Source organism: Pseudomonas sp. PME37.24/025, assembly GCF_055556615.1.
The window spans coordinates 82,689-94,578 of the sequence record NZ_JBVHNK010000020.1 but is presented as its reverse complement, the minus strand read 5'-3'; the positions used below and the strand labels follow the sequence as shown (position 1 = coordinate 94,578).

15 protein-coding genes are annotated in these 11,890 nt (G+C 51.1%); 7 read left to right on the top strand and 8 right to left on the bottom strand.

What is annotated here, in order from left to right; translation table 11 throughout:
* The 3 genes from ACZ3HH_RS27940 to tnpC all read left to right on the top strand — a co-directional run.
* The coding region (locus ACZ3HH_RS27940) for an isochorismatase family protein (protein ID WP_465809544.1) at positions 1–398 on the top strand (398 nt) is incomplete at its 5' end.
* Between the two features lie 176 nt (positions 399–574).
* Positions 575–910, top strand: coding sequence for an IS66 family insertion sequence element accessory protein TnpB (gene tnpB, locus ACZ3HH_RS27935; RefSeq protein ID WP_429438229.1), 336 nt, complete (start codon positions 575–577; stop codon positions 908–910).
* A gap of 61 nt (positions 911–971) precedes the next feature.
* Positions 972–2,549 carry an IS66 family transposase gene (gene tnpC, locus ACZ3HH_RS27930; protein ID WP_465809542.1) on the top strand — a complete coding sequence of 526 codons (1,578 nt, stop codon included), beginning with the start codon at positions 972–974 and terminating at the stop codon, positions 2,547–2,549.
* Here the strand turns inward: tnpC and lgt are convergent.
* The 5 genes from lgt to ACZ3HH_RS27905 form a co-directional block, all read right to left on the bottom strand.
* Positions 2,546–3,355: a prolipoprotein diacylglyceryl transferase gene (lgt, locus tag ACZ3HH_RS27925; RefSeq protein ID WP_429438234.1), complete on the bottom strand. Its 810-nt coding sequence runs from the start codon at positions 3,353–3,355 to the stop codon at positions 2,546–2,548. The two genes, tnpC and lgt, sit on opposite strands and share 4 nt — an antisense overlap.
* A 364-nt stretch (positions 3,356–3,719) precedes the next feature.
* Positions 3,720–4,028 carry an antibiotic biosynthesis monooxygenase family protein gene (locus ACZ3HH_RS27920; protein ID WP_052964378.1) on the bottom strand — a complete coding sequence of 103 codons (309 nt, stop codon included), beginning with the start codon at positions 4,026–4,028 and terminating at the stop codon, positions 3,720–3,722.
* A gap of 44 nt (positions 4,029–4,072) precedes the next feature.
* Positions 4,073–4,786, bottom strand: coding sequence for a helix-turn-helix transcriptional regulator (locus ACZ3HH_RS27915; RefSeq protein ID WP_465809539.1), 714 nt, complete (start codon positions 4,784–4,786; stop codon positions 4,073–4,075).
* Positions 4,779–5,033: a helix-hairpin-helix domain-containing protein gene (locus ACZ3HH_RS27910; RefSeq protein WP_465809552.1), complete on the bottom strand. Its 255-nt coding sequence runs from the start codon at positions 5,031–5,033 to the stop codon at positions 4,779–4,781. The genes ACZ3HH_RS27915 and ACZ3HH_RS27910 overlap by 8 nt, the downstream gene beginning before the upstream one ends.
* A 235-nt stretch (positions 5,034–5,268) precedes the next feature.
* The gene (locus ACZ3HH_RS27905) at positions 5,269–5,649 is read right to left on the bottom strand and encodes a hypothetical protein (RefSeq protein WP_465809538.1); all 381 of its coding nucleotides are present in this window, start codon (positions 5,647–5,649) and stop codon (positions 5,269–5,271) included.
* Positions 5,650–6,022: 373 nt separating this feature from the next.
* Between ACZ3HH_RS27905 and ACZ3HH_RS27900 the strand changes: the two genes are divergently transcribed.
* Positions 6,023–6,673, top strand: coding sequence for a competence protein CoiA family protein (locus ACZ3HH_RS27900; RefSeq protein ID WP_465809536.1), 651 nt, complete (start codon positions 6,023–6,025; stop codon positions 6,671–6,673).
* A gap of 168 nt (positions 6,674–6,841) precedes the next feature.
* Here the strand turns inward: ACZ3HH_RS27900 and ACZ3HH_RS27895 are convergent, their stop codons facing one another.
* A complete protein-coding gene (locus ACZ3HH_RS27895; protein ID WP_465809534.1) occupies positions 6,842–7,057 on the bottom strand; it encodes a hypothetical protein in 216 nt (71 codons plus the stop codon).
* A 335-nt stretch (positions 7,058–7,392) separates the two neighbouring features.
* Here ACZ3HH_RS27895 and ACZ3HH_RS27890 point away from each other — a divergent pair, with 335 nt between their 5' ends.
* The 3 genes from ACZ3HH_RS27890 to ACZ3HH_RS27880 all read left to right on the top strand — a co-directional run bounded on the left by ACZ3HH_RS27890 (position 7,393) and on the right by ACZ3HH_RS27880 (position 9,394).
* A complete protein-coding gene (locus tag ACZ3HH_RS27890) occupies positions 7,393–7,761 on the top strand; it encodes a 4-fold beta flower protein (RefSeq protein WP_465809532.1) in 369 nt (122 codons plus the stop codon).
* A 333-nt stretch (positions 7,762–8,094) separates the two neighbouring features.
* Entirely contained in the window at positions 8,095–8,997 is a 903-nt protein-coding gene (locus ACZ3HH_RS27885; RefSeq protein WP_465809530.1) for an endonuclease/exonuclease/phosphatase family protein, read from the top strand.
* The gene (locus ACZ3HH_RS27880) at positions 8,990–9,394 is read left to right on the top strand and encodes a hypothetical protein (RefSeq protein WP_465809528.1); all 405 of its coding nucleotides are present in this window, start codon (positions 8,990–8,992) and stop codon (positions 9,392–9,394) included. The genes ACZ3HH_RS27885 and ACZ3HH_RS27880 overlap by 8 nt, the downstream gene beginning before the upstream one ends.
* Before the next feature lie 330 nt (positions 9,395–9,724).
* On the opposite strand, the gene ACZ3HH_RS27875 is transcribed toward ACZ3HH_RS27880, so the two are convergent.
* Both ACZ3HH_RS27875 and ACZ3HH_RS27870 read right to left on the bottom strand, forming a co-directional pair.
* Positions 9,725–11,023, bottom strand: a complete 1,299-nt coding sequence (locus ACZ3HH_RS27875; RefSeq protein WP_465809526.1) for an N-acetylmuramidase domain-containing protein — start codon at positions 11,021–11,023, stop codon at positions 9,725–9,727.
* Entirely contained in the window at positions 11,023–11,616 is a 594-nt protein-coding gene (locus tag ACZ3HH_RS27870) for a hypothetical protein (protein WP_465809524.1), read from the bottom strand. Before ACZ3HH_RS27870 ends, ACZ3HH_RS27875 begins: the two co-directional genes overlap by 1 nt.
* Between the last annotated feature and the right edge of the window lie 274 nt (positions 11,617–11,890).

Genomic DNA, 11,890 nt, shown 5'->3' with positions numbered 1-11,890 from the left:
GTGCTCCAATTTTTCTCTCGCGCCACATCGGGCCCGCTGGATCTCCAATCGAACCAGGCAGCCCGTTGACGATGGTTGCGCAGGAACTGAAACTTCTGGGTGGAGAGGTGGTATTCGAAAAGCGGCGGCCTAACGCCTTCGAAATGACCGACCTGGCGGACAATTTGCGGTCTCGCGGGGCTACCGGTGTGGTAATCACTGGCATGAAAACTCAATACTGCGTCGACAGCACCTGCCGTGCTGCTCGTGATCTTGGCTTCGATGCGGTACTTGTCGCCGAAGGTCATACCTGTTCAGACACGCCAGTGATGAAAGCTAAGGACATCGTTGCTCATCACAATGCAACTCTTGACGGGCCGTTCTGCCAGCTAGTTCGGGCTGAGGAGTGGAGCTTCTAGCAGAGCCCGAAACTACGGGAATACACATGACTTGCCGTAAGCACTGGCACCATGTGACATTCCCGTGCTTTAAATGGGACGTTATGGGTCTGCTGTATATCAAAGATACGAACACCGTCGCATCTGGTGATAGGCCGCAAGATGTATTGCCGGAACGCTTACCGTGGACTTACTCAATGATTCGCATCGACGCCATCTGGCTCGCCACCGAGCCCATGGACATGCGTGCCGGCACTGAAACGGCGCTGGCCAGGGTGATCGCGGTGTTCGGTGCGGCGAAGCCGCACTGTGCTTATCTGTTCGCCAACCGCCGCGCCACTCGTATGAAAGTGCTGGTGCATGACGGGATTGGCGTCTGGCTGGCTGCTCGCCGGTTGAACCAAGGCAAGTTTCATTGGCCCGGTATTCGGAATGGCTGCGAGATGGCGCTGGATACCGAGCAACTTCAGGCCTTGGTGCTCGGTCTGCCCTGGCAACGCGTTGGGGCTGGCGGTGCAATCACACTGCTTTAACGCCTGCCATTAGCCCATTGGTCTATCGCCGCAAACGGCCTGCTCTGGCAAAATTCGCGGCATGACTTCATCGCCCAATCTCGACCAAATGTCCCCTGACCAACTGCGTGCCCTCGCGGCGCAGTTGCTGTCCCAGGTTGATTCTCTCGGGCAGCAAGTCGACCGGATGGGCAAGAAGAACGACCGCGACCAAACCATCATCGAGCAGCTCACCCACGAAATCGCTTGGTTCAAACGTAACAAGTTTGCCAAGCGCAGTGAGCAATTGAGCCCTGCCCAAGGCAGCCTGCTCGACGACCTGCTCGACACCGACATCGCGGCCATCGAAGCCGAGCTGAAGGCGTTGAATCCGCCGGCTGCGCCGGCCGAACCACGCAAGCAGCCTAAGCGTGTTTCCTTGCCAGCGCAGTTTCCGCGTACCGTGATTTATCACGAACCCGACACCACCCAATGCGCCTGCGGCTGCCAGCTCCAGCGCATCGGCGAAGACGTCAGCGAGAAGCTGGATTACATCCCGGGCGTGTTCACCGTCGAGCAGCATGTGCGCGGGAAATGGGTCTGCCGCAAATGTGAAACGCTGACTCAGGCTCCGGTTCCGGCCCAGGTAATCGACAAGGGCATCCCGACCGCTGGGCTGCTGGCTCACGTGATGGTGGCCAAGTTCGCCGACCATTTGCCGCTGTATCGGCAAGAGAAAATCTTTGGCCGCGCCGGCCTGGTTATCGCCCGCTCGACCCTGGCGCAGTGGGTCGGCCAAACTGGCGTGCAGCTCCAACCCTTGGTCGACGCACTGCGCGAAACAGTGCTTGCTCAAGGTGTGATCCACGCTGACGAAACGCCGGTACAGATGCTCGCGCCGGGCGAAAAGAAAACCCATCGCGCTTATGTCTGGGCCTATTGCACTACGCCTTTTTCGGCGCTCAAGGCAGTGGTGTACGACTTCAGCCCAAGCCGTGCGGGCGAACATGCACGCAACTTTCTTGGCCAGTGGAATGGCAAGCTGGTTTGCGATGATTTTGCCGGCTACAAAGCCAGCTTCCAGCAAGGCATCACCGAAATCGGCTGCCTGGCCCACGCCCGCCGCAAGTTTTTCGATTTGCACGCGACGAATAAAAGCCAACTGGCTGAGCAGGCGCTGCACTCAATTGGCGGGTTGTACGAAATTGAACGGCAAGCGCGGGAAATGACCGACGAAAATCGCTGGCGAATACGCCAGGAAAAAGCGGCCCCCCTTATCGACGCACTGCATACCTGGATGTTGGCCCAGCGCGACCTTGTGCCCGAAGGGTCGGCTATCGCCAAAGCTCTGGATTACAGCCTTAAGCGCTGGACGGCACTGACTCGATATATCGAGGACGGGGCTGTGCCCATCGATAATAACGCGGTCGAAAATCAGATAAGGCCGTGGGCACTTGGACGCTCGAACTGGTTGTTCGCCGGGTCGCTACGCAGCGGTAAGCGGGCAGCTGCGATCATGAGCTTGATCCAGTCGGCACGCATGAATGGGCATGATCCATATGCCTATCTCAAAGATGTGCTGACGCGGCTGCCGACGCAGCGGGCGAATGAGATTGAGCAGCTGCTGCCGCACCGGTGGCAAAGCTTCACCCTTCTTGCCCACAGCGGGCCTATTGCCTAACTCGTTTGCTCGCATAGCAATTTTCTACCACTCCGTTTGGCTAGAAACATGAGCATCAGCCCGACGAGAATAGGCGGAATGCTCAACAGTTGGCCAACGTTTAGTGGCAAGGAATAGTCATAGCTGGCTTGGTGCATCTTGGTGAATTCAAGCAGGAATCTCGCCGAGAAGACTGCTGACAAAAACAACCCGCTCAGGAACCCCGGTTCCAGGGAGAGGCGGCGTTTCTGGTACAGCAAGAACATCAGCAAAAACATTGCTAGATAGGCGCATGCTTCATAGAGTTGTGTGGGATGCCTAGGCAGCGTATCAATTCGGGAGAATACAATTGCCCACGGAATATCGGTCGGATTACCGGCGATCTCAGAATTGAAGAAATTGCCCACTCTGATCAGGCAGCCGCCCAAAAGAGCTACTATGGCAATTCTGTCCAGCAGCCAGAGATAGCCAATGTCGGAACGACGTCGGCAGAATAGATAGAGGCTAAGGGCGAGTCCAATAGCGCCGCCGTGGCTTGCTAGCCCGCCTTTCCAGATGGCTAGGATTTCCGCAGGATTGCTGAAGTAAAACGCTGGATCATAAAACAGCACGTGCCCAAGTCGGGCGCCGAGCACTGTACCCAAGCCGAGATAGATCAACAGAGCGTCCAGGTCACCCTCAGGCTTATCTTCTCGTCTGAAGATAAACCTCATGATCGCCATACCGAAGCCAAACGCGGCTGCGAACAGGACACCGTACCAATGGATATCGAGCACTCCGAACCGCATCAGTACAGGGTCGGTGTTCCATACAAAATACTGCTCCATCGCGCAATCTCTCCTTGTCTAGCAGACGCTTCCACTTGCAGTTATCCCTTTCCCTGTAAATCAATGCGCTACAGATGAAGCCTCATGGGCCGCAAGCTCTGTCACAGGAATCAGTTCGCAACCATATCAGTTCATCGGCCATGGAGCACTTAGCCGCAGGAATCAGGGCATATGGCATAGAGGTGATTGATAGCTCTGAGTCACGCGATGCGAGTTGGGCGGACGATACGTTTTTTCGAAACGGTTTTACCAGATAACGTCAGTTTGCAGCCCGGAGCCTAGCAATAGGTAATGGAAGTGACGACACCGATGCCTGACAGCAAAGGCATCGCTGTCTCTTGCCTGCTCTGGCAGTCCGTCGGGGTCAACTCATCTCTGGAACGAGGTGACTCATGAACGTCAGGTTTTCAATAGCGTACATATACTCGGAGAATCTCGGATCTCCATCGTTGAACGCCTTTGCCACTTTCTGTGCGTTCTCAAGACTGTCCCACATTGCCAAATCCGCGAAGATTCGGTCGTCGCTCATAGGGCAGTACGCGTGGTACTCAATCAAACCCGGAAAGGTCTTTAACGTTTCACGGAGCCCTGCGCGGAGCACAGGCACTTGCGCAACGCATTCCTGTTTGACCTTGAAAATGGCTAATTCGAGTACATGAGATGAGCGCTGCATAGGGATGACCTGCTGTGTGTTAGGGAGCCCCAATTATCAGTGGCTCATACTGACAGCGTAGTGTCAGTAGTGGTGATCGCTTTCCACTGGCTTGCCTGGTGTTTCATATACGCTTGGAGATCAAGTGCAGGATTGTCGGGTGATGGTTGTTGGGCAATGGCGATGGAGGCTATGCGATCGACCCGAAAATCGCGGTAAGCCGCCCTGGCACTACACCAGCTTCCAACCGTCCACTTTCCTCCCCAGTAGAAAAGGCCAAGGGGGGAAATGAGGCGTTGCGAAACTGCACCGTCCAAGCTGGTATAAGTTATCGTCAGCGCCTGAGCGTTTTCGATGGCATTTCGAAGGGTTGCCAAATGGCCACGCGTCGAGGAAGGTGTTGTTCCAAGTGCCCTGATTTTTGCCGTGCTGGGGTCAACCTTGTGATGGACTATGGATGCTGAGATTTTGCTCAACAACATCCTTGCAGCAGCACTTAGATCGTTATCGGCGGAAGCGGAAAGCATTTCCATCCCGAGCATCAATGCATCCAGTTCGAGCCTGTTCAACGTTAAAGGCGGCATCTCAAAATCGGCATCCAAGGCATACCCCACGCCAGCGGTACCATAGATTGGGATTCCACTGAAGGAAAGGTCGTCGATGTATCGATAGATTGAGCGAACGGAAACGCCAATTCGGCTAGCCAGTCGTTCAGCAGAGATTGGCTGATGGACACGAATCAGATTTACCAATTGAAATAAGCGATCAGCTTTACGCACCTGGTGTGCTCAACTGAGAGTCCTTTGCAAGCTCAATGGCCGCGGTAATGGCGGCCCGAGCTTGGGGGCTATTCTTCCAGCAAGTCGATCCCAATGCTGCCGATGCCTGAGCCAGGATGTCACAAGCATTCGCTTTGCTGAGCACAGCTAGCGAGTCAATGCCCATCTGCTCAAGGCGAGCGATAACGGCCGGCCCCACGCCCTTTAGGGCCAACAAGGCATTATGTTCCGTCAGTGGAAATGGCATCCGTAAACTCCTGTTATCGGCCAATGAGGCAACCGGAGTTTGCCCGACGAGAGAGGGCATCTCAATAGATGGACTAAGCGTAAGCATCAGGAAGGTGGGTTCGGCAGACGGACGATACGCCTGCCAACCCAGCGCGCGGGTGAGATCGAGCAGCTGCTGCCGCATCGATGGATACCGGCCTGACTAACGTAGAGCGATTCGGTCGCACGCTTGTCGGAAGCAAGCTATCGCCTGCTCAATCTGGCAATGCCTTAGCAATTGCCGCTTCAAGCATAGGTTTGGCTGCGTCATGCAAGAGTTGGCCGTGAGCGCCTACGACATGTTCGAAATCAAGCCTCAGAAGCCTCTCGAAGTCGGCGACAAGGCTGCCCCCCTCGGGCGTGACGCGTTTCAGCCAAGGGCCGCCAATAAGTAGCGTCAGCTTAAAACCCATCATTCGAAGTACGCATCTGCTAAGGAAAGTCGTGTAACTCCAGTCGGCCCAATATTGAATGCTATCCGTGGTGATGAGCAGTTTTAGATTCTTCAGCAGAAGACACGCCTCAGGGTATTTGGCCGCTTCATACACGATAAACTGTGCATCAGGCATCGGCGGAGACGCTGCGGCGTTGATCACATGGTTTGCCATAGGCACCTTGTAAGTCGTTACAGGGTTTGGCCTTCTCAACCCATCATTATTCCTTGTTGCTCGGGGTTCCGAATGCAACGCCACTGTTGACAACATAATCTCAATCTAACGACTGACTTCTAGGTCTCATTGCACCGGAATCGAACCCCCAACGACTTTTTCAACTGTATCAGACGATCTCTGCCCTTCTAGAGGGGTCATTTGCATCGATTTCTGTCGGTGCTGACCGACTGCTTCGGGTCGGTAGCCTGCCTAACGAGCGAAAACTTGATCGATCAGGTGTCGATTTTCGGGCTTGCGCCACCCTAGAGCAGTGGTAGATTGTTGAAACTCGTCGATTCAAGGATAGAAGCCAAAGCTCATGTTTTTAGCGCAAAGCGCCAATGGCATCCGAATCTCCGCTACACGTGACGAACGTGGGTTTTGCCCAAGCTGTAATGAGCAACTGACGGCAAAGCTGGGGGATATCTATGTATGGCACTGGAGCCATAAGCCCGGACAGGCATGCCCATACCGGAAGGCCACAACCTTCTGGCAATACGCATGGATAAGCCACTACCACTCCATGGGTGGGGGGTGGGAAGTTGAGGCCCAAGCGGGTAGTTTTGATTTTGACGGAGTCAATCGGGAGACAAAGCACTCCTTGATGCTGGCAGAAAAACTAGATCAGCCAGCGCTTCAAGCCTTTCTCATTGCCTCGCGTGAACAAGGCCTGAAGCCCATCATCATTTTCCATCCGAAAGTCTTCAAAGGCTTTCAGTTCAAAGACAACCAATTCCAGCACCCTCGTCGTGCCGACAACAGTTGGGTTTTCTTCTTTTCACATGCCTTTCATGGGCACAAGCGAACCGCTTCGTTATGGCTAGATATAGATAAGGGAATTGCCCCCTGCTTCGGATTGAGTGCCGGGGTCTACAACCTGTACTACTCCGGAGACTCCCACGCAGCAATCACCGTTAACCCTACTCCCAGATTGAAACGCCTGCTCGTACCGAAGGGTGTGACTGATTGAAAATCAGCAGGTTTAGGAGATTAGTCAGGTAGATGCTCTAAATCGCCCCAGGTTTCGTAGGCGACACGACCGGCCGCTGTGGGTCGACAGCTGCCCGTGAGGTGAACCGGACTCGTTCCCCGAATCAACCTCAACATGACTGTCGACAGGCCTTGGGTATGCAATCGGTTAACCGATGTCCAACTTTTTCAATCGAGCCAGACCTTGTTTGATATGGCCAGCGTTTTCAGCCATGGTCCACAGTGCGCCACGGACATTTTCGCCCACCTCCTGTGCCCCTTGCTCCTCAACCAGCAGTGTCAATTCCATAATGGCCGCCTCCAGGGCCTGCTGGTTTTCGAACAACCTTTCCAGTACATCTGGCAGTGAATAATCGCTTGGCATTGTGTCGATTCCTTTCGAGAAAGCCCAAGCATAGCAACGATAGTGCCCGCAGTTGTAGCCTGGAAGAAGTGGCGAAAGAGTTGTGTGGCTGAGCCCAGCAGATTTGGGAATGGGGGACAATGGGGGATGGGGCAAAAATGGGGAAAACCGTACGCCAAACCGTGCCATTCGATGCCTACTATGCATTTATGCAAGCAGGCAAGAACGGGCGTTACGGCCAGTAAACACGGGCCTCTAGCGCCAAAGCCGCCACATACCCAAGCACAATCAGGGTGTGATGCTCGGGGGCCGAGCTATGCTTTCGATCACATTTCTAAAGGCGGGAGGGAAAGCTCATGGCCTATGTGACTTTCTATGATCGGCAAGGCTGTGCGGTGGCTTGGTTCGATGACGAGCAGGAAAATCCTGCCATCTATCTTTATAGCGGTAGGCCGGTTGCCTGGATCTCAGATGAGTCCGTCTATGCTTATTCGGGAGCGCATCTCGGGTGGTTCATTGACGGTTGGATTCGAGACTCGCATGGTCGTGCCGTGTTCTTCACTCCAAATTGCGGCGGTGGACCAGTCCGACCTGCGCGCCATGCCCGCCCTGCGAGGGGGGCACGACAAGCGAGACCTGCACGCAGTGCTCGTCATGCTCGCCCTGCTAAGCCTGTTAGAACGACATCTTGGTCTCCACTGAGTGGTGACGCTTTCTTTTCATGATTAGGCTTTAGGGCATATTTAGGGCAAATCAAGGGCCGTATCAGACCGCAATAGGCCGAGAGCGCACCGAGAAAACCGAGATTTTGTTGGCCTGTAGCGGCCTACGCAAATGGCCGAAGGGGTTCGAATCCCTATCCGCGACTACATTTGCCCCAAGCGACTGCCAAGCAATGGTTATGATCAACAACCTGCCAGTATCCTACTCAAAATTAATGAGGAGATGGAGGCGCAGATTGCATCCTCCTACTGAAAGAAATCTGTTATTTTTTGCTCCTTTCCATTTCGTAAAGTGCTTTTTTCAGGTTGGAGTCGGCGTGTGCTAGGGAAAGTCGAATGAATATAACGTTCGCTTGGTGGAATGTCGGTCTAAAACCTCCTGTCGCGTCCGCAAAAGAGCCCAGCGCAGCGTCAGCCCTACGACCATGGTTCGGTTTTTGCCACCTTGACGAGCTAATGAACCTTGATTTAATTGCATTCGGTGAGGTTTCGGACTCTTTCGTTCGTACCGCTGGCCAGTCATTTCTCCGGGCGGGATTTGAATCTTTAAGTATTACAGGCAAAGAAGGACGTATAATTTTCGATATCGCTATTTTTTATCGAAGTGAGAAGTTGGAGTTTGTAGAAAGTACGAATATCGTCCATCCACACTATTCTGGCAGCCTTAGAGTGGCGGTTAGGGTCAAATTTGTGATTGCAGAAACTAAAGAGATATTTTATTTTTACGTTTCTCACTGGCCCAGTCAGATGTCACGCCCTGAGCTTGGTAGAGACGAGCTTGGATATGCGTTAAGAGCAGACATAGACTCTATTTTTGAGGAGGATGGGTTTGACGCGAAAATAATACTTATGGGGGACTATAATAATGAGCCGTTCGATAAACCTATTTATGATAAGTTAGTCGCGACACGAGATAGGCGGGTGGTGGTGGATAAGCCGTACATTATGTACAACCCTTTTTGGCGCAGCTTAGGTGGGTTGCAACCATATAGCCGCAGTGGAAAAATTTCGCCATGTCATGGCACCTATTACTACAAGTCTAGCTCCCATGTAACAAAATGGTTCACCTTTGATCAGATAATAGTCTCATCCGCTTTCATGGGGCATAGTACTTGGCACTTAGACGAAGAACGTACCAGTGTCTTTAACTATCATGAGGATGCTTATTTGAATGGGTGTTTTTTCAAAAACTTCGATCATTTACCTATATTTGGAAGGGTGACAAAACATTATGACTGATTTCAGATCAGCCCTCGCAGCTGGGCTTGGTATGGCAAGAAAAGTTGATCTAAACAAAAAAGAAATCGATGATAAATTTGAGTATATATCTGAGATGCTTTATGAAGGGACATCACGGAATGTGGCATTGGTGTTCACTGAAAATTTGGGTCACAAGGAAGCCATAATAGGGAATCGAGTACAAAATATATATGTTGTCTCTCAACGTGATTCGGGTAAGGGGGCGAAGATAGGTACCGTTGTTCGGGACGAAAGCTATGGATATCCTGTATCGATTGAAGCAGCGTCCTCCAAGTTTGTTTGTGCAACTGCGGAGGAAATAGAAATTGCATTTTCTGAGATTGTTCAAATAGGTACAGTGGCAAATGCGATATTCAGCCTGGTTGATGAAGAATAATAGTGAGGTGGGATTTTTTCTAACTGTGATAGTAGCTCAGTATAGAGGCGATGTCGGACTTGGCATGTCTATAAATACTGACTTCTACCATCGCGGTCAGCTTCCTATCTTAATCTACTCGGGCCAATCAAATCTCGCTATTCTTGCCGTGCTGATGTGGAGTGATCCTGCTGAAAACCAATGATTAAAAGCGTCAACCTTACGTGCTATAAACTGAGGATTGAGTTGCCCTTAATTTCGTGACATACCGAATGTTCGCAACTGCCGTATCAAGGACCAGACGTTGGCAAAGCTTGTCGGTAACAAGCAAGGGACCGTGCCAGCGGGTGTTTATTTTCCGTGTTTGAGTTTTTTATAAGCCGCTTCCAACTTGTCGTCATAAGCATTTGCCCGGTAGCCAGATCCATTGTAAGCATAGGCAAAATTCGCCCAGTTCAGGTCCCTTAACAGGTCGACAAGAGGCGTTTTTCGAAAGGTCTTAAATTTTATGAATTCACAAAATGCCTTTAGGTGGTCACGCTCATGACTTCGCATGCAGCCTACATACTCATCAACACTTTTATAGCCCAGATCTCTCCAATGATATCCCATTATTTGAAACAGCCCCCAAGAAGCGGATTCCAGAGCCGCAGCCGGATGAATCATCTGGGCTCTCGCAAGCCGATCACGCTCTTTGACAGCATTGCCATAGTGCTCCCGGGTCCAATGAGGGTAGAGAATGTCACGATTCCCCGAAGCCAGACGCTGAGGGTCAAGGCCATATTTTTTCAGGCGTGTCCAAAACACATGCCCTTCGAAAAGGGTTTTCGGGAAGCCATCTATAAACCCACGGCCATTTGACTCAACCTTGTAGACTGCTCGAACTATCTCCGGAGTCAGGTTAAGGTCAGTGGCGGCGTCGGTTATATCGACATCAGCCAGCCAGAAAATATTGGCAGATTTTGTAGGGTCGGCAATCGAAGCATCCAACGTGTTCCATGTCTTCGGACCAACTATGCCATCCACAATCAGTTTATTATCACTCTGAAATTTTATAACTGCGGCTTCTGTATTGCTATCAAACTCTCCGCTTGGACTTTCGATAAGTTGTAGTTTCCGAAGTTTTTCTTGAAGTCTTAAAATGAGTGTGTGATCTTGACTGCCCTTGCGCAAGTTTACCAATTCTCCAGCGTCTGCCATCTGGATAATCGCTGAATGTCGATCTTCGCTGGAGACTGCTACTAACTCAAGATCCTGAGAGAGTTGCTCTAGGTCAGAAACGACACTTGTTGGCCAGGCGCCCAAGTTTCTTTCAAAGTGAGAAGTGTCAACGTTTGACGCATCACGGCCACCCCAGCGGTTTCTATCATCGAGATCTTCCCAGTGCTTGCCTACCCCATCAAGTTCATTAATAGAGGATACCCAAGCAAAATTGCCGCCAAGCTCTTTGAAAAAATTCAAATCCATGGCACATTTGCGTAAGTGCATGCTGTCCATTGTCTTGGCTCTACCTTCACGTAGGTAAATCTCTTGCATCTCCGGTTTGCGTTCCAACTCGCCGCCAGTAACAAAGAAACCGGTCGACTCAGCAAAAGTCAAAAGATTTCTTATGTCATTCAGGAATTTGATTTGCTCATGAATTAAGCTCATTATCTTTGTTCATCTTTAGAGGTTTGCACTTTAAGCACCTGACTGAGCTGTGCTGATTTATTTGCACTACCTTGTGAGCTACCGAAGTAGAATCCAAGTATTTGAGTCAGCGCCGCAGATAGCACACCAAGAATATAAATCACCACTTCCTTTTGCTTCTGCACTCCCCCGTCATCCGTTATTCCCAACAGGTGAATAAAATAGGCAAATAGAGTAAATGTTAAACATACAATACCTACCGCCAATCCAGGCTGTATGGCTTTTGCATACCATGGAACATTAGGATCAGTTAGAATGTTGCTCATATTTGCTCTGGCATCTGCAATATCAGCAAGTTGTACCTTGTAGTGATCGAGCTGGAGTTTCGACTCTTCAAAACCAATTTTATTGTTCTCAAGCTGTATCCTCAATAATTCCTCTTCGTGCTCCATTTGAAAAGTTTTAAGCTTCTGGATATCCTCATTGCTGAAAGCCGCTTGGTCTAGCTTGACTCCGGTCTTTTCTTCTACGAACTCTTTACCTTTAACCAGAGCTGCATTGGCCACGAGCCTGAGTCCAGCTGTTATAAGTCCTGCAATAAACGGAGCCATCATGCCTCCTGGTTTCCCGGCTTAGCTACGTAAAGTCATAGGAGTGCAACATAGAGTTTCAATTTCTAAACCTGAAATCCTACTGCAATTTAATTTAGCTTATCGCAAGCTTGCATTTTGTCCGCACCTTTCACGACCGTTTGTCTGAAACGTTAGTTGTCGAGACTTACTGTTTCACTGACAATACACCCGTTAGATATTTCAATTAGCTATAATTGTTAATTCATTTTTATTTCGAGTTTCAACGAACAGCGCTTCTCGCCCTTAAATCATCGCC